Here is a 17,761-nt window from a genome sequence, read left to right on the forward strand (position 1 = left end):
GCCCTCTGCCAACTGCCTACTTCCCCATGACCACACTACCGCGCGTTTTGGGAATCGATCCCGGGCTGAAGGTGACCGGTTACGCGGTGCTCGAGGTGTCAGCGCAGGGGCCCAAGCTGTGCGAAGCCGGAGTCATCCGCGGCCGCTCGCGCGATTCGCTGGCCGCGCGCGTCAACGAAATCTTCGACGGCGTCGCCGACGTCATCGCCTCGCTGACGCCTTCCTGCATGTCGCTGGAAGAATTGTTTTCGCATTACAAACGCCCGCGTACGTCGATCCTGATGGGGCACGCGCGCGGCGTGATTTGCCTGGCGGCAGCCCGGGCCGGCATCCCGGTGACCAGCTATAGCGCCACGCGCATCAAGAAAACGCTCACCGGCAACGGTGCCGCGGCGAAACCACAGATGCAACGCGCCGTGGCTCGCGAGCTAGGCCTGGCCGCGGCCCCCGAACCGCACGACGTGGCGGATGCCTTGGCCGCGGCGCTGTGCCATTTCTACATGCAGCCCGACTGGGCCGCGGTCGCGCGACGGCGCGCTTAAGTTTCCTTGCCCGGCCACCACGACGGAGCGCCTCTCGACCGTGATCACGAAAATTACCGGCAAGCTGCTGTCAGCCGTCGAAGACGTCGCCACGCTGCGCTTCGGCGCTTTTGACTTCGAGGTCTTCATCCCCGAGTTCGCGCGTCGCCAGCTTCAGCACCGCGTGGGCGAAGAGATCAGCCTGTTCACGATCGCCTATCTCGAGGGGAACCCGATGCAGGGGCGGATGACGCCGCGGCTGATCGGGTTTATGAGCGAGGTCGAGCGCGAATTCTTCGAACTCTTTTGCTCGGTCGACGGCGTCGGCGTGAAAAAAGCATTGCGGGCCATGGTCCGCCCGGTACGCGAAGTAGCCACGGCCATCGAAGAGCAGGATGCCAAGGGCCTGGCCGGCTTGCCCGGCGTCGGCCCAGCCACGGCCGAACGGATCATCGCCAAACTACGGCGCAAAGTGCCGAAGTTCGCCCTGCTCGTCGCCCGTGAAGAGGCGTTCGACACGATCGAGGAACACGACTTGGTGCAAGAGACCTTCCAAGTTCTCAGGCAGCTCGGCCATTCCGAAGCCGAGGCGCGGCGTCTGGTCGACACGGCCCTGGCCGGCAAGAAAAAATACGCCGACGTGCAAGCCCTCTTGCAAGTCATCTACCAGCAGCGGCACGCGAAGTGAGCGATGGGTGACGAACGCTGAGTGCTGAGCGGAATCTCCTTCGTCCGCCCTCCTTTCTCAGCGGTTTTCGGCTCGCTGCTTCGTCTGCTATACTCCCGTGGTCAACACGGAGGACATTTCCGCGTGCGCGAGCCCATCCTGCAAGCCGCCGCTGCCGCGCCAGTCGTGCGCGAGCGCTTCGACGAAGATCCCGAGGATCGCGCCCTGCGCCCGCACCGCATGCGCGACATGGTCGGCCAGCGCGAGGTCTGCGCCCGGCTGGCCATCGCCGTCGATGCATCGCAGAAGCGTTCTGAGACGCTAGGGCATATCCTGTTCGACGGGCCGCCGGGGCTGGGCAAGACGACTTTCGCCATGGTCATCCCGCGCGATTTGGGCGTCTCGGTCCAGATCGCCAGCGGCGCGGCGCTCATGGCTCCCAAGGACCTCGTTCCCTACCTGACCAATGCCGAACAAGGCTCGGTCCTGTTCATCGACGAAATTCATCGTCTTCCCAAGGCGGTCGAAGAATTCCTCTATCCGGCGATGGAGGATTTTCGCATCGACATCATACTGGGCGAAGGCGTGAACGCGCGCACGATCAACATGCCGCTCAAGCCGTTCACCTTGATCGGTGCAACGACGCGCACGGGCATGCTGTCGGCCCCCTTGCGCGATCGTTTCCAGATGCGCGAGCACTTGGATTTCTATTCGCTGGACGAACTGTCCGAGATCGTCCGCCGCAGCGCCGCGAAGCTGCGGGTCGAAATCGATGACAAGTCGGCGAACGAGATTGCCGTGCGCAGTCGCGGCACGCCGCGTCTCGCAAACAATCGCCTGCGCTGGGTGCGCGATTACGCCACCAGCAAGGCCGACGGGCGCATCACGCACGAGGTGGCCCAGGCCGCGCTCGAGATGCAGGGGATCGACTACCGCGGGCTCGATGGGCAGGACCGCAAATACCTGGAAACGATCATCCGCATTTTCCACGGCGGCCCGGTCGGCGTCGAAGCCGTGGCCCACACCATGAACACGGCGACCGACACCCTGGAAGACGAAGTCGAGCCGTTCCTGTTGCGCGCTGGACTGGTCGTCCGCACACCGCGCGGCCGTAAAGCCACGCCCGACGCGTACAACCATCTGAAGCTCAGCCCACCCCCGCCCGAAGACAGCCAGCCGCGGCTGTTTTAGCGGCGTTCGTGGTGCTACAATGATATACCATTGGTAAACCGCGATCGGGGACAAATCTGTGATGATCAAAAGTCTCGTAAAGCACGGCAATAGTTGGGCGCTGGTGATCGATCGCCCCATTCTCGACCTGCTGAAGATCGACCCTGAGTGTCCGCTCGAAATAACGACCGACGGTCGAACAATGACGATCGCGCCGGCAAGCAGAGCAGAGGAAAAGGGCCGCATTCGAGCGGCGCGCCACAAGGTCAACGCCAAGCACTCCCAAGCGTTCAAGAAGCTGGCGGAGTGAACGAGGTGCCGCTTTTTCTGACCGTGGAAGATGTGTTGGAGTCGCACGCCGAACAAATCGCCACATACGGTGGCGGCCAGGGCGTCCGTGATCTTGCGTTACTTGAATCGGCGATTGCACAGCCTCAGAGTACGTTTGAGGGTCAATTCTTGCATGCCGACATCTTCGAAATGGCGGCTGCTTACCTCTTTCATCTGGTCAAGAACCATCCGTTCATTGATGGGAACAAGCGGGTAGGCCTGGAAACAGCGATTGTGTTTCTCGAGATCAACGGCCAGTCGATTGATGCGACAGATGAATCACTTGTCGATCTTGTGTTGCAGACTGTGCAGGGGACTGTGACGAAAACAGAAATCGCCGATTTTTTTCGTCAGCATAAGGCCTGAATGCCTCGTCGCACTGTCGGATCGTGGCACACCAGTTCCACCTGGTTTCCTTCGGGATCGCGGACATAGATGCTGCGCCATTGGACCCAGGCATGCTCGGCCGTTTCGACCGATAGGCCAAGTCCCCTGAGTCGCGCGAGTTCACTCTCGTAATCCGCAAGGTTAATCTCGAAGGCCAAATGGTCGATGGTCGTGGTCACGGGATTCAATCCGGCATAGCCCGGCTCGGTCGTTCGATCGAACAGCACCACCACCTGCACGTGGCCGCCGTAACCTTCCGCGACTTTGAAAAACGCCGCGTGGTCGAAGCTCTTCAGGAGCGACAGGCCGATGACCTGTTCATAAAACTGCTGCATCGCGTCGAGATTCGCGACGCGCAAGGCAATTTCGCCGAGACCGCGGATAGCCGAATGTCGCATGCAAGTGCCTCACCAGGATGCGAACAGCGCGGTCCCTACTACGCTAGTCAACAATAATACGACACTGAGCGACATAAAGGCGACTGCTACCGCATCGGGGCCGCGACTGGCAAGACGAGCGCAGAAAGTCAAAACAACCATCAGTAGCAGAACCGTTGCGATGGCAGTCACCAACGGCAACAGCTGTGCATCAGTTCTTCCAGCGGAGATCAGGCTAAGCTCCACCGCACAAAACGCTATGCCGGCCAGAACTGATCGCAAATTGAATTGCATAGCGCCCTTTTCCTAGCACACTCGGCGTGCCGCTTCCGTCACAGCGTCGGCCCGATGCTCCAGGGGACGAATTCTTCTTCACCGATGCCGTGTTGTTCGCTCTTGGTTTTACGGCCACTGGCAACTTCCAGGATGAAGTCGAAGATTTCGCGCCCTACTTCCTCGACCGGCGTGCCGGTGAGGATCCTTCCGGCGTCGATGTCCATGTCGTCGATCATCCGTTCGTACATCGGCGTGTTCGTGGCGATCTTGATCGACGGGGTCGGCTTGCAGCCGTAGCAACTGCCGCGTCCGGTGGTAAAGCAAACGACATTCGCGCCGCTGGCCACCAGGCCGGTAACGCTGGCTGGGTCGTAGCCCGGCGAATCCATGAACACAAAACCACGCGACGTGATCGGCTCGCCGTATAGAAACACGCCCGACAGCGGAGCGACGCCCCCTTTGGCCGTGGCGCCGAGCGACTTTTCGTAGATCGTCGTCAGGCCGCCGTCCTTGTTGCCGGGTGAAGGGTTATTGTCGAGCTTCGCGCCAAATGCACCGGTGTAGCGCTCCCACCAGTGAATGCGCTCGACCAGCTTTTCGCCAATCGCGCGGGTCCGAGCCCGGCGTGTCAGCAAATGTTCGGCGCCGTACACCTCGGGCGTTTCGGTCAGAATCGACGTGCCGCCAGCCCCGGCAATCATATCGCTGGCCACGCCCAGGGCCGGATTGGCCGTAATGCCTGAGTTGCCGTCCGAGCCGCCGCAGTTCATGCCCAGGATGATTTCGCTGGCCGGAATCGATTCCCGGCGGACGTCGTTCACCTTCGGCAACATGGCCGCGATTTGCTTTTGCGCGGCTTCAAGCGTTTTGGTCGTGCCACCACAATCCTGCAGATTGAAAATCGGCGGCAGCTTGCGCGGCTGCACCCCCAGTTGCACGAGTCCACCATTTTCGACCAGGTAGCTCATGGCCCCCGTTTCGCACCCCAGCCCGATTAACAGGTAGCCGCCGATGTTCGGGTGCTTGGCGAAGCCCGCCAGGACACGGTTCAACTGGTCGTGATCTTCACCACCATATTGCAGCCCGCAGCCCCCTTTATGCGTCAGCGGCAGAATGCCATCGACGTTCGGAAAACGGGCCAGCAGTTCACGATCGAAGCGCTGGGCGATGTATTTGCTGACCGAGGCCGAGCAGTTCACGGTCGAAATCACGGCCAGATAATTGCGCGTGCCAACCCGGCCATCCGCGCGGCGATAGCCCTGGAAAGTGCGCCCCTCGATCGGTGTCGGCTCGGGCGGAATCTCGCTGGCATACGCGTAATCGCGGGTGAACTCGCCGGCGGTCAGATTCTGGACGTGGACCCAATCGCCAGGATCGATATCAATCGTGGCAAAACCGATCGTCTGGCCGTACCGAATTGCACGTTCCCCCTTCGCAATCGGCACGAGCGCAATCTTGTGCCCCATGCGCACCTTGCCGGTTAACGAAACCGTCGTGCCGCCGGCCGTGACTTCGGTCCCCTGATCCAAATCTCGGGTGGCGATACAAACATTGTCGTCGCGATGAACCAGGATGACGTCGACGGTGACAGAAGCGGTGGCCATAGGGGCGGGCATCCTCGAACGTTAGGGGGGCGGGAAGGAGGGACGGGCAATCTCAGCTTATCGGTGGGATTACGAAGCCGCAATCTGTGGGGTATGCCGGGCGGGAGAACTGTTTCGCGCGGGAATGCCGTGAAACACCCGGCCGACAGCCCAGAATGACACCCGCGGGCCAAAATGCCGGGAATCATTTCGCTGCCACCGACGTCTATAATGTTAGAATGACGGTGGCCGATCGGCCGTTGGAGCCCCGCGAGCGCGCGCCCCAGGAACCAGAGAGCCCCGGCGTCAAAAGCCGTCCGGGATGAGTTGATGGCGACCGCATCAGGAACACCCGAAGCGCGCGAACCGTTGACGACGCGCACCAACGTCCGGCTTGTCGAGTACGACAAGTACATCGAAGGGCAACTGCGCAAGACACGGCGCCAGGTGCGGGTTGTCGACCTTACCAGCGCCATTCTCATCCTGGTTGCCGGCGTGCTGGGCTATTTGCTCGCGGCGACCTTGATCGACCATTGGCTGATCAGCGGTGGGTTGGGTTATGCCGGACGCACTATTATCTGGGCCGTCTGCCTGACAGGCGCCGTCACCTGGATCGGCTATGTCCTGTTGCCGCTAGTGTTTCGGCGGATCAACCCGGTCTATGCCGCGCACGCCATCGAGGAAAGCCGACCGACGCTGAAGAACAGCCTGGTAAATCTATTGCTGCTGCGCGAGCGCGGCGAAAAGGTTTCTCCGCAGGTGATGGCCGCTATCGAGCAACAGGCTGCAACCAGCCTTTCGCAAGTCACGATCGAACATGCCGTCGACCGCTCGAAGCTCGTGATCCTGGCCTGGGTGTTATTGGGTGTCGTGGCGATATGCGCGATCTACAAGGTCGCCTCGCCGAAGGATCCGCTCCGCTCGTTCGAGCGCATGATCGCGCCGTGGGCCGACATTCCACCGCCGACGCGCGTCGCCATCACTTCCATTGCGCCGGGCGCCACCAAGGCCTTTCGCGAACAATATGTCCCTGTCACGGCCACGGTCAGCGGTCTACGCAGCAGTGAAGAGGTGACGCTGTTCTACTCGACCGTCGACGGTCAGGTGGTGGACAAGACGGTGCCGATGAGTGGCGACGGCTTTACCTTCGCCGGTAAGCTGCCGCCGACGGCCGAAGGTTTGCAGCAAGATATCGAATATTGGGTCACCGCCGGTGACGCCAAGAGCGACCGTTATTACGTGCGCATGCTGGAGACCCCGTCGATCGTGGTGGATCGCGTCACGTACGACTATCCGGCCTACACCGAGCAATCAGACCGCAGCGTCGAACGGCAGGGAGACCTGTCGGCCCTCGAAGGAACGCGCGTCACGATCGAGGCCACGGCCAACGACGCGATCCAGTCGGCATTTATCGATTACGAATGCGACGGCACCCGCGACCTGCCGATGCAGGTGCAGGATCGAAAAGCGTCGATCACGATTCCTCTGCAATTGCGCAAAGGTACCACCGAGCCCGAGTACAACAGCTACCAACTGCGATTCGTGAACTCTGACGGCGAGGAGAATCCCAAGCCGATTCGCTACAAGATCGACGTCACGCCCGACCTGGCGCCCGAGGTGAACTTTACGAAGCCCGAGGTTTCGGAATCGACCGAGATCACGATCGCGCCCAGCGAAGTCGTGAAGATGACCGTCTCGGCAAACGACCCGGACTACAAACTTTCGGGCGTCACGCTCTTCGCCGAACGGCTGGGGCAGAAGTTGCTCGATCGTCCGCTGTTGGCGGCGCCGCAATCCGGAAACTTTAGCGGTCAGTTCTTGTTCGATGCCAAGGCGCTGAAGCTGTCGGCCGGCGACACCGTGACCTATTGGGCCGAAGCGGTCGACAACAAGCAGCCCGAGCCGAATCGTGTCGAGACACCGCACTACGTGTTGCGGATCGCCGCGCCCAAGGCGCAACAGCCGCCGCAGGCGCGCGATGGGCAAAAAGGTGGGACCGCGCAACCTTCGCAGCAAAACGCGGATCAGCGCCGGCCACTCGAAGGCGAAGACGACGCGAAGCACGACCGGCAAGATAACCCGGCCGAGAAGGACGCTGATCGCCAAAGCACGAAGCGCAACGGACCGCAGGACGATCAAACGCCGCGCGATCCGAAGAACCAGCGCGTCGGCAATAACGCAGCTGCGGAGAAGCAACCCAACCGCGACCAACGCGACGATGCCCAGCGGAAACAGGACGACGTCGACCCACAGCGCAACGGTCAAGGCGACCAAGAAAATCCGCCATCGACACCAAACGAGAAGGCCCAAGGCGAGCAGAATCAGAAGCAACAAAAGCGAGTTCAGGACCCGCGCGAGGAAAAGCGAGTCGATCCCGACGCCGATAAGGGAAAGGCGTTCGACGAAATCCTGAAGCGGATGCACGAAGACGACAAAGCCCGGCAGCCGAACAAGCCGGACCAGGACGTCCCGCGCGCCGATCAAGCCAATCAGCAGAACAATCCGCAAAACGAGCGAGCCGAGAAGCAGCCGCCGAAGAAGCAGGATCCGAAACAACAAGATAAGCAGCAGAAAGATCAGGCCAACCAGCAGCCCGAGGATCAGAAAAATCCGCCGCAAGGAAATCAGGATCAACTGAATCAAGGACAAAAGGGACAGGGCCAAGAGCAGGACAAGCAGGAAAATCAATCACAAGGCGGCGGTCAGCAGGGCAACGAAGGTCAGCAAGGAAGCCAGCCGCAACAGGGAAACCAGAGCGGTCAAGGGAACCAGAACCAGGGAAGCCAGGGCCAATCGAACGAGGGCCAAGGCAACCAAGGTCAGGGAAATCAGGGCAACCAAGAGCAGCAAGGGCAAAGCGGTAAGGGGCAGAGCGGCCAGGGGCAAGGTGGCAACCAAAAGGGCAGCCAAAAGAATCGCGATCAGCAAGGTGGTCAGCAGGGGCAAGGCGAGCAAGGCGAGGCGGGCCAAGGCCAAGGCGAACAGGGCCAGGGTCAGCAAGGCCAGGGAGATCAGCAGCAAGGCAAGCCTGACAAGAATCAGCGCGGCAAGAGCGGCCAGGGAAATCAACAAGGCGGCTCGTCAGGAAACCAGCAACAGCCCAATCAGGATCAGCAAGGCAATCAGGGGCAGAATAACCAAGGACAGGGCAAGAACCAGAATCAGCAGGGCCAAGGGAGCAAAAACCAGCCGAAACAGGGCGACAATCAGCAGCGCCAACAAGAAAGCGCTGATCAACCTAACCAACAAGGCGGCAACCAGCAGCAAGGCGATCAGCCGTCGGGTGGGAAGAAGCAGTCCGGCGCCCAGCAACAGGGCTCGCAGTCCCAACCCGGCGACGAGAAGCCCGGAGATGATGCTGCCGATGCGCAGCAAAACGGCGCGCAAGGCGATAAGAATCAGCAAGGACAAAAGTCCAAGAACAAATCCGGTGGCGCGAAGGGGCAGTCCGATAGCGACATGAACGGACAAGACCAGCAGGGCGCCGGAGATGAGGGAGAAAAGGGAAAAGGAAAGCCGAACCAAAAGGGCGCAGGCAAAAACCCCGACGGTGCCCAGGGTCAAAAGCAGCCCAACCAGCAGCCTGGCACGGGCGGTGGTCAGCAAGACCAGGATCAAAACCAGGCCGACAAGTCCGGCTCAGGCGCCGGCGACACCAAGGGGAAGGCGCCGCAACAAGGGGGCAAAGAGAAAGGCGCCGGCGAAAAGGGGGCGCAAGACGATCAGCAAGGCGCGGGCGACGAACAGCAACAGAATCCCGCCGGAAAGCAAAACTCGTCGGGCAACCAGAATCAAAAAGGTAAGCCCTCTTCGACGAACAAACAGAATCAAACAGGTCAGCCAGACGAAGGCGGTCAGGCGGACAAGTCGCAATCGCCGGGGGGTCAGGATAAGCAGAATCGCGCGCGCGAAGATCAGCAGTCCGAGCCGCAACAGCCGGGCGAAGGCCAGACGCGCTCCAAGCAGGGGCAAGGCAATAGCGCGCGTGGGCAAGAGGACAAACAGCAGAAGCAGCAGAACAACAACGAAAAACAACAGGACCAGCAAGGCGGCAGCGGCGACAACAATACGCAAGGCGACGCCGGCGGCGGACATGGCAGCGACGATAAGAAGGGGCCAGGTTCGCCGATGGAAGACAAGGCGAACCAACCGCGCGACAAAACGCCCGGCAAGGGAGAACAGCAGGACAAATCGTCCGAACAAGATCCCGATTCCCCATCGCAAAGCCAGCGCCAGTCCGACAGCAGCAAGGGACAAAAGGGAGATCAGTCCGGCGGGGGCGGTCAAGGCGGAGGGCAGCGCAGCAACAGTCCAGGGACCGGTTCGGCGGGTCAGAACACGGCCTCCGACGAAGGGGGCGGTAAGGCCGATCAGCAAGGCAACGGCGAGACGTCGAACCAAGGCGGCGATCAAAAGCAAGGCGACGGCGGCGCAAAGGGGGGCTCATCGAGCGGGCAAAAGGGAGAAGGCTCGCGCCAGCAGCCCGGCGGTGATAAACAGGGAGGCGCCTCGGGCCAGCAAGGCGAGTCGCAGAAACAGAACGGTCAGCAGTCGTCGAACAATCAATCGCAAAGCAACGGTGGCAACCAGCAGCAATCCGGCGGCGTAGCGCCGCGCGACAGCGGCACCGGTCAACGCAACAACACCACGCCGGGCGTCGGCCGTCCGATGGGCGGCGGTGGTCTGGCCGGCGGCGAGCCCGAAGAGCCCACCGGTCCCCCGGCCGCGCGCCCCGAGACGCCCGAGGATGATCCCAATCTCGAGTACACGAAGAAGGCCACGGACCTGGCGATCGAGTACTTGAAAGATCAGTTGGCCAAGGACAAGCCCGATCAGAAGTTACTCGACGAGCTGAAGTGGACGCGCGAAGACATGCGCCGCTTCGTCGATCAATGGGATCGCTTCAAGAAGCAGGCCGACAGCGCCGATCCCACGGCCAAGAAGAAGGCCGAAGAAAAGATGAAGAGCCTCGGCTTGCGTCCGCGCGGCACGACCCTCAAAGGGGGCCAGACGCACGAAGGGCAATCCCCCAGCGTCCGCGAGTCGCGCCGTAGCGAGCCCCCGCCCGAATACGCCGACCAGTACCGGGCGTATACTACCGGTGCAGCCAAGGGTGCCCGTCCAGACGGCAAGTGATTTCGCGCGAACTCGCTTCGACCTCGCTGGTGCCATGCTTTTGCGCCGCAGGCGCATAAGCATGTGAATATCGGTCCCACGATCGCATGCCTATCCCGCTAACCACGGAAAAGGCATGGCACACGAGACTCATGGATAAACTCGCCTGATCTAAGCCTTCCGCAAATGCCTAACCTGTTCGCTCGCATTCGGAGTACGGCAGTGCCTGCTTTCCGAAACGCCGTCGTACTATTGGCAACGCTCGCGATCGCGACCAACGCTCGCTGCGCCGAGCCTGCGGACAAGACGCTCGCTGAGCTGCGCGCCGAGTTTGAGGATGCGAAAATCGAATTTCAAAAGCGGCTCGACGCCCTGCAGAAGGCAAAGCCGGACGAGCGCCGCGCCAAGATGCTGCCCTATCGCGAGCAGGTCGACAAGATTCGGACTCTCGCGGCAGCGCTCGAAAAAGCCGGGCTCGCGGAGTACCGGCGCCACCCCAATCAGGATCGGGACCTCGTCGAGTGGATGGTGGTGTATTTGAAAGATTTGATCAATCGCGACGACTATGAAACCGCAGCGGAAATTGCCACCCTGCTTGTCAAAAATGAATTTGATTTAAGGATCCAGGTCGTCGGTGGTGTCACGTTGCCGGACGGCAAGCATGACACGGCGCTGACGCCCCGCGCGGGAATGGCATTCTTCGGCGCCAACGACTTTGAGAACGCCCGCCTCTATCTCGAGCGAGCCCAGGAGAGCGGCACGCTAGGCATGGATGACTTGCGGTTGCAAATGGCCGCGCCCAAGGGCGTCATTACGATGGACGCGTTAGCGGTAAAGCCCCGAGAGGAGCTCGAGTGGGCTGGCAGGTACAGAGCGTTGTGGGCCAACGAGCAGAAACGCCGCAAAGTCGAGGACATGGCGGACGATCTGCCGATCGTTCGGCTATCGACGAGCAAGGGAGACATCACTCTGCAATTGTTTGAAATTGACGCTCCAAACACCACGGCGAACTTTATCAAACTGGTGGAAAACAAATTCTACGACGGTTGCGAGTTTCAGGACGTCATCTCGGGGCTTGGCGCTCAGGCGGGACGGCAATCCGCCAGCGGCATATCGCCCGACTTCACAATCCCCGCAGAGACCGAAAACCCCGACCACCGCGTTCATTTCCGCGGCAGCGTCAGCATGGTAACCCCCGATGATTCCGACGCGTCGTCCGAGTTTCGTATTGCGTTCCTGGCGAACCGCAAGCTCGACGACAAGAACACGGTGTTCGGACGAGTGACCGAGGGATTCGACGTGCTTGCGAAGCTCCAACGTATCGACTCGGCGTATCCGATGCCGAAGAACGTAGTTCTCGACAAAATCGTTACGGCGACAGTCCTGCGAAAGCGTGCGCATCCCTATGTCCCCCGACGGCACGAAGGCGGCAACGGGAAAGTCAGCGATGCCGCAAAGGATGATCGCGAAAGTCCATAAAAATAAAGTGCCATCCAACAAGCCTTAAAGGTGCCACGACCTTGTATTCGAATCGTTCCCATGCCTGACCCTACCGCTCGTTACCTGGTCCCCTTCCATCCCAAGCGGGTGCCACACCATTTCACCGACTTGCTGATCATCGGCGGTGGGCTGGCCGGCTTACGCGCGGCACTCGCGGCCGATCCCCGCCTGAGCGTGCTCGTAATCACCAAGGACAGCATTCGCCAGTCGAACAGCAATTACGCGCAAGGCGGCATCGCCGGCGTCCTCGATCCCGAGGATCGCTTCGAAAATCACGTGGCCGACACGTTGGGTGCCGGCGGTGACTTGTGTGACGCAGGCGTGGTCGAAATGGTGGTCCGCGAGGCGCCGGACCGGATACGCGAGTTGATCGCCTGGGGCGCGCGTTTCGACGAAGAGTCAGGCGCACTCGCCCTAGGACGCGAAGGAGGGCACAGCCACGATCGCATCGTTCACGCGCTCGGAGACGCGACGGGACGCGAAGTGATGCGCGCCGTGATCGAACGCGTGAACAGCCTGCCAAATCTCGAGACCTGGCAGAATACCCACACGCTCGATCTGCTGACCAGCGAAGGTTCTTGCCGCGGCGCACTGATCTGGAACGAATCGCACGGCAAGACGATGGTGTGGGCCAAGCAGACCATCCTGGCCACCGGGGGCGCGGGGCAGGTCTATCGCGAAACCACAAACCCCGAGGTGGCCACCGGCGACGGTCACGCACTGGCCTATCGTGCGGGGGCCGAGCTGCGCGACATGGAATTTATGCAGTTCCACCCGACGGTGCTCTACATCGCCGGCAGCAGCCGCAACCTGATCACTGAAGCGATGCGGGGCGAAGGGGCTCTGCTCGTGGATCGCAACGGCGTGCGCTTCATGCCCGAGTACGACGATCGCGCCGAACTGGCGCCGCGCGACATTGTCAGCCGCGCGATCGTAACGCAGATGGAAAAGACCAGGCATCCAAACGTCTATCTCGACTTGTCGCATTTGGATCCCAAGCGGGTGCGGACGCGCTTTCCCGGCATTGCCGCGGTATGCGCCGAGTTCGGCATCGACATCACGCGCGATCCAATTCCTGTCCGGCCAGGGGCGCACTACATGATCGGCGGCGTGACCGTCGATCACGACGGCCGGACGACGCTGCCCGGGCTGTGGGCGGCGGGCGAGGTAACTTCGACCGGCCTGCACGGCGCGAATCGGCTGGCCTCGAACAGTCTGCTCGAAGGGCTAGTTTATGGCGCGCACGCGGGCGCGGAGGCGTCGCGCGCCGCGGCGGCCATCGACGACGATTTTCGGGCCCTGCCGCTCGCTAACCCTGCCGTGCCCGACCCAGGCGAGCCCTTGGACCTGATCGACATTCGCAACTCGCTGAAGAGCCTGATGTGGCGCGACGTCGGAGTACGGCGCGAGCGAGCCGGCCTGGCCGAAGCCGCGGAAATGATCGACCGCTTGTGCGGCTACGTGTTGAATCGGCAGTTCGCCGAACCATCGGGCTGGCAGTTGCAGAACATGCTGTGCGTATCGCGGCTCATGGTCCAGGCAGCACTCGAGCGCGAGGAAAGCCGGGGCGTACACCTGCGGACCGACTTCCCCAAGACCGACAACAAGCATTGGCAGCGTCACATCTCCTTCACCCGCAAATAGCGTTACATCCGGCCCTCGCCGTCAGCGCCGGATACGACTTTGGTGCCGCGATTCATGCCACGGCCGGGTGCCATGCTCACGCTTGCGTGAGCATGTTAACGCAAGGAGTTTCTGACCGTTCACCGCTTCAGCATGGCCACGACAAGCAAGGCCGTGGCACCCCGGCCTTGCGGCGGCGTCCTCTTAAATCTGCGAAAATCGGCGCAATCTGCGGATCAAAATCTTTGCCGTTCGGACGGCCCAAAGCAGTTCGCCACACCACCCACGCCCCCCGGCGCGAAGCGGCATTTCGAGCTACTGTTCCATTACCTCCCCTCCCGGGCGTGGCGAACCCTGCTGCCGTCCGACTCGTAGGTATGGACACAGGGGTAGGGGGGCAGTAACTTCTAAACGACCCTCGCGGAGGGGGTTTGCCAGCCAATTGCCAGGCTGGTTTCCGGCGGGCCGTGGGGGCGGCCGTCGGGCGTGTTTTGCAATTTAGTTGGCAGGGAGAAACTTGATAATGAGTCAATCGCCCGCGAACGGGCAGCCGGGCCCGGCAATGATCGAGGCCCTAGGGCTGTCCAAGTACTACGGCGATTTCGCCGCTGTTCGGGACGTCAGCTTTAAGATTCACCAAGGGGAAGTCGTCGCATTTCTCGGACCTAACGGCGCCGGAAAGAGCACGACCATGAAGCTGCTCACCGGCTACCTGGCCCCTTCGGCCGGCTCGGCCCGCATCGCTGGGCATGACATGGGAACCGACCGGTTGGCCGGCGCCACCCGGCTGGGTTACCTGCCCGAGAACGGTCCGCTGTACCCCGACATGACACCGCGAACGCTGTTGGAATTTTTCGCCGACGCACGCGGTCTCTCTGGCGCTCACAAGCGCGAGCGGATCGAGGCCGTGGTCGATCTCTGTGCCCTCGGCTCGGTGATCGGCAAGGCCATCGGCAAGTTGTCCAAAGGATACCGCCAGCGCGTGGGCATGGCCCAGGTGCTGCTGCACGAGCCTGACGTTTTGATCCTGGACGAGCCGACGGCGGGGCTCGATCCGAACCAGATTCGCGAAGTGCGAGACACAGTCCGCCGCTTGGGCGAGAAAAAGACGATCCTGCTCTCGACGCACATTCTGCAAGAGGTCGAAGCGATGGCCAGCCGCGTGCTGTTCATCGACGAGGGACGGCTGCGTTACGACGGCACGCCCGCCGCCCTGACCAGCGACGGTAAGCCGCTCGACGAACATTTTCACGAGCTAACGACCAGCGAGACCTGAGCCAAGCGCGTCCGCGAATACGGTGTTCCGGCCGAGTCAATCGGCGGACTCGTCCCGCGGTTGCTGAGTGGTTTCGCCCGGTATGTCGATATTTTCTTGCTCCGCATGAATCGGAGCGTTCGCAAAACTTTTATCGCGGTTCGCAGTGCCCATGAACGCCAACGTCATTAGCGCCATCTTCCGGCGAAACTTCTTCAGCTACTTCGCCAACCCGACGGGTTACGTCTTTATTTGCGTGTACGTGCTGTTGAGCTCGTTCGCGGCCTTCTGGCCGAACGAGTTCTTCAACTCGAACCTCGCGAATCTGGACCAGTTGAACAAGTACTTGCCGTTCATCCTGCTGGTGTTTATCCCCGCCATCACGATGAGCATCTGGGCCGAAGAGCGGCGGCAAGGGACCGACGAGCTGCTGCTGACCATTCCGGCGAACGATCTGGACGTGGTGTTGGGCAAGTATCTGGCCGCGGTCGCCATCTTTACCGTGGCGCTTGTGTTTTCGCTGTTCTGCAATTTCGTCGTTCTGGCCCGGCTCGGTTCGCCGGACTTGGGCCTATTCGTGGCGACTTACGTCGGCTACTGGTTCGTCGGCCTGGCGATGCTGTCGATCGGCATGGTGGCCAGCTTCTTGACCGGCAACCTGACGGTGGGGTTCGTGCTGGGCGCGTTGTTCAACGCTCCCCTGGCATTCGCCTCGTCGGCCGAAGTGATCTTCCCGCCTGATGCGGCATTGGCGGTAAAGAGCTGGAGCCTGTCGAGCCAGTTCCGCGACTTCGGCCGGGGTGTCATCAGCCTGTCGAGCATCGCCTTTTTCCTGCTGATCGTCGTGGCGATGCTGTACCTCAGCATCCTGCTGATCGGCCGCCGGCATTGGCAGGGAGGAAAAGACGGTTCGTCCCTCGGTGGGCATTACTTCGTGCGGGCCGTGTCGTTGATCCTCGCCGCCGCCGGTCTGGTATTGATTGGCCAGCGTTTTGATCGCCGCGTAGATATCAGCAGCGAGCAATTGAGCAGCCTGTCGCCGAAGACCCGCGAATTGATCAAAGACCTCGATCCCAAGCACCCGGTGCAGATCGACGCATACATCAGCCCGACGGTCCCCGAGTCGTATGTTGAAACGCGTTTGAACTTGCTGTCAGCCTTGCGTGAGTTCGAGGCAATGGATCGCAGCAAGGTCATCGTCAACATCCACGACACCGAGCCGTTGAGCGAGAACGCGGATCGGGCCGAGCAGGAATTCGGCATCGGCGGTCGACGCGTGCTGTCCAAGGCTCGCGGCGCGATCACCGAGGAAGAGATTTATCTCGGCCTGGCCTGCACGTCGGGCTTGAACAAGGTCGTGATCCCGTTCATGAACCGCGGTATCCCGGCCGAGTACGAGTTGGCCCGCTCGATCTGCACCGTTAGCCAGCAGAAGCGCAAACGGATCGGCGTGCTGACGACCGACGCGAAGTTCTTTGGCGGCTTCGACCAGCAGTCGTTCCGCCCCACGCCCGAAGAACCGCTCATTGAGGAACTAAAGAAGCAATACGAAGTGGTCCAGGTCAGCGCCGACGCCCCGATCAACGAGACTTACGACGCCCTGTTGGCCGTGCAACCGTCGTCGCTCGGGCCCGATCAGATGAACAATTTCATCGACGTGGTGCGGCGCGGCCAGGCGACCGCGATTTTTGAAGATCCGTTTCCGCTGTTGGCCCACGGCGTGCCGGCCACCAGTGCCGAGAAGCAGCCCCCTGGCGGCATGATGGGCATGGGGCAGCAACGTCCGCAGCCCAAGGGAAATATCCAACCGCTATGGGATTTGCTGGGGGTCGATTTCTCGGCGGCGCAAGTCGTCTGGCAGGACTACAACCCCTTCAAGAAGTTTCTCGAGTTCCCCAAGGAATTCGTCTTCGTCGACACCGGTTTGGGCGCTGACCGGGTCTTCGATCAGAAGAATTCGATCACCTCAGGTTTGCAGATGGTGCTGTTCGCCTTCCCCGGCTACGTGCAGAAGCTGAACGCCTCGCCGCTGGAATTCGAAGAGCTGGTGAAGACCGGCACCCATACCGGCACGATGGCTTACGACCAGATCATGATGCCGGCATTCTTCGGGTCGGGCGGAGGCTTGAATCCGAATCGTCGTCCGGTGAACACCGGACAGGAATACACAATCGCTGCCTGGATTCATGGGAAGCCAAACGTGGCGCCGCAGGCCGATAGCGCCGATCCGGCAGCCGCCAAGGCGCCCGCGATCAACGTCGTGCTAGTCGCCGATATCGATCCCTTGTTCCGCGACTTTTTCGAGCTGCGAGCACAGGGCAACGATCCCGATCGCGATGGATTGAATCTGAACGCCGATGACGTGACGTTCGTGTTGAATACGCTCGACAATCTGGCGGGCGACGACCGATTCATCGACATTCGCAAGCGTCGTCCGCAACATCGCGTCCTGACCCGGATCGAAGATCGGATGGACACGGCCCGCGACGCCAGCATTCAAGAGCGGAAGAAGTTCAACGACGATTACGACCAGGCGATCGCCAAGGCGCAGTCGGCCCTGAACGACAAGGTCGAAGAGTTGAAGAAGGCCGGCGGCGACACCAAGTCGATGCTGCAGCAAGTGGCCATGGCGCAAGCCGCCGGTCAAGCGAAGCTGGAGCGCGACACCACCGAGTTGAAAAAGACGCGGGATAAGGAGATCGCCTCGATCGACAAGCAATTGGCCCGGCAAGTAAGCTCGGTGCAGAACTGGTACAAGTTCTGGGCCGTGGTGCTGCCGCCGATTCCGCCGCTGTTGGTCGGACTGGCGGTGTTCTTCAACCGCCGCGCGAAAGAACGCGAAGGCGTCGCCCGCAGCCGCCTGCGGACATAACTCGGGCGGTTGCCCCAACACGACAGTCACTCTGCCTACTAAATACCAAATACCGACTACCAACTACCAGCAACTGACCACTGAT

Annotated in this window: 13 protein-coding genes; 10 read left to right on the forward strand and 3 right to left on the reverse strand. The window is 61.3% G+C overall.

From position 1 onward, the window contains the following. Positions 1-26 precede the first annotated feature (26 nt). The 5 genes from ruvC (at position 27) to VGN12_21410 (ending at position 3,054) form a co-directional block, all read left to right on the forward strand. The gene (gene ruvC, locus VGN12_21390; protein ID HEY4312016.1) at positions 27-542 is read left to right on the forward strand and encodes a crossover junction endodeoxyribonuclease RuvC; all 516 of its coding nucleotides are present in this window, start codon (positions 27-29) and stop codon (positions 540-542) included. 40 nt (positions 543-582) lie between these two features. After that, positions 583-1,209, forward strand: a complete 627-nt coding sequence (gene ruvA, locus VGN12_21395; protein ID HEY4312017.1) for a Holliday junction branch migration protein RuvA — start codon at positions 583-585, stop codon at positions 1,207-1,209. Between the two features lie 165 nt (positions 1,210-1,374). Further along, positions 1,375-2,379: a Holliday junction branch migration DNA helicase RuvB gene (gene ruvB / locus VGN12_21400; GenBank protein HEY4312018.1), complete on the forward strand. Its 1,005-nt coding sequence runs from the start codon at positions 1,375-1,377 to the stop codon at positions 2,377-2,379. Between the two features lie 61 nt (positions 2,380-2,440). Further along, the gene (locus tag VGN12_21405; GenBank protein ID HEY4312019.1) at positions 2,441-2,668 is read left to right on the forward strand and encodes a hypothetical protein; all 228 of its coding nucleotides are present in this window, start codon (positions 2,441-2,443) and stop codon (positions 2,666-2,668) included. Continuing rightward, the gene (locus tag VGN12_21410; protein HEY4312020.1) at positions 2,665-3,054 is read left to right on the forward strand and encodes a type II toxin-antitoxin system death-on-curing family toxin; all 390 of its coding nucleotides are present in this window, start codon (positions 2,665-2,667) and stop codon (positions 3,052-3,054) included. The genes VGN12_21405 and VGN12_21410 overlap by 4 nt, the downstream gene beginning before the upstream one ends. Here the strand turns inward: VGN12_21410 and VGN12_21415 are convergent. The 3 genes from VGN12_21415 to VGN12_21425 are packed head-to-tail and all read right to left on the reverse strand — an operon-like array spanning position 3,039 to position 5,332. Beyond that, a complete protein-coding gene (locus VGN12_21415) occupies positions 3,039-3,473 on the reverse strand; it encodes a VOC family protein (GenBank protein HEY4312021.1) in 435 nt (144 codons plus the stop codon). The two genes, VGN12_21410 and VGN12_21415, sit on opposite strands and share 16 nt — an antisense overlap. A 9-nt stretch (positions 3,474-3,482) precedes the next feature. Beyond that, entirely contained in the window at positions 3,483-3,746 is a 264-nt protein-coding gene (locus tag VGN12_21420) for a hypothetical protein (GenBank protein ID HEY4312022.1), read from the reverse strand. 38 nt (positions 3,747-3,784) lie between these two features. Further along, on the reverse strand, positions 3,785-5,332 hold the full coding sequence (locus VGN12_21425) for an altronate dehydratase family protein (GenBank protein HEY4312023.1): 1,548 nt from the start codon (positions 5,330-5,332) through the stop codon (positions 3,785-3,787). Positions 5,333-5,641: 309 nt separating this feature from the next. On the opposite strand from VGN12_21425, the gene VGN12_21430 reads away from it, so the two are divergent. The 5 genes from VGN12_21430 to VGN12_21450 all read left to right on the forward strand — a co-directional run bounded on the left by VGN12_21430 (position 5,642) and on the right by VGN12_21450 (position 17,676). Next, a complete protein-coding gene (locus VGN12_21430; protein HEY4312024.1) occupies positions 5,642-10,447 on the forward strand; it encodes a hypothetical protein in 4,806 nt (1,601 codons plus the stop codon). Between the two features lie 201 nt (positions 10,448-10,648). Next, a complete protein-coding gene (locus VGN12_21435; protein HEY4312025.1) occupies positions 10,649-11,905 on the forward strand; it encodes a peptidylprolyl isomerase in 1,257 nt (418 codons plus the stop codon). A gap of 60 nt (positions 11,906-11,965) precedes the next feature. Further along, complete coding sequence (gene nadB, locus VGN12_21440; GenBank protein ID HEY4312026.1) at positions 11,966-13,570, forward strand: L-aspartate oxidase; 1,605 nt, start codon at positions 11,966-11,968, stop codon at positions 13,568-13,570. Positions 13,571-14,072: 502 nt separating this feature from the next. Next, on the forward strand, positions 14,073-14,825 hold the full coding sequence (locus VGN12_21445) for an ATP-binding cassette domain-containing protein (GenBank protein ID HEY4312027.1): 753 nt from the start codon (positions 14,073-14,075) through the stop codon (positions 14,823-14,825). Positions 14,826-14,976: 151 nt separating this feature from the next. Continuing rightward, positions 14,977-17,676, forward strand: a complete 2,700-nt coding sequence (locus VGN12_21450; GenBank protein HEY4312028.1) for a Gldg family protein — start codon at positions 14,977-14,979, stop codon at positions 17,674-17,676. The last annotated feature ends 85 nt before the right edge of the window (positions 17,677-17,761 follow it).

It is taken from the genome of Pirellulales bacterium (assembly GCA_036499395.1).
Taxonomy (GTDB): domain Bacteria; phylum Planctomycetota; class Planctomycetia; order Pirellulales; family JACPPG01; genus JACPPG01.

Excerpts from the sequence above, each read along its gene's own strand:
- ruvC (HEY4312016.1), top strand. The coding sequence starts at position 27 with ATGACCACACTACCGCGCGTTTTGGGAATCGATCCCGGGCTGAAGGTG.
- VGN12_21405 (HEY4312019.1), top strand. The coding sequence starts at position 2,441 with ATGATCAAAAGTCTCGTAAAGCACGGCAATAGTTGGGCGCTGGTGATC.
- VGN12_21415 (HEY4312021.1), bottom strand. The coding sequence starts at position 3,473 with ATGCGACATTCGGCTATCCGCGGTCTCGGCGAAATTGCCTTGCGCGTC.
- VGN12_21420 (HEY4312022.1), bottom strand. The coding sequence starts at position 3,746 with ATGCAATTCAATTTGCGATCAGTTCTGGCCGGCATAGCGTTTTGTGCG.
- VGN12_21425 (HEY4312023.1), bottom strand. The coding sequence starts at position 5,332 with ATGGCCACCGCTTCTGTCACCGTCGACGTCATCCTGGTTCATCGCGAC.
- VGN12_21430 (HEY4312024.1), top strand. The coding sequence starts at position 5,642 with ATGGCGACCGCATCAGGAACACCCGAAGCGCGCGAACCGTTGACGACG.
- nadB (HEY4312026.1), top strand. The coding sequence starts at position 11,966 with ATGCCTGACCCTACCGCTCGTTACCTGGTCCCCTTCCATCCCAAGCGG.
- VGN12_21445 (HEY4312027.1), top strand. The coding sequence starts at position 14,073 with ATGAGTCAATCGCCCGCGAACGGGCAGCCGGGCCCGGCAATGATCGAG.
- VGN12_21450 (HEY4312028.1), top strand. The coding sequence starts at position 14,977 with ATGAACGCCAACGTCATTAGCGCCATCTTCCGGCGAAACTTCTTCAGC.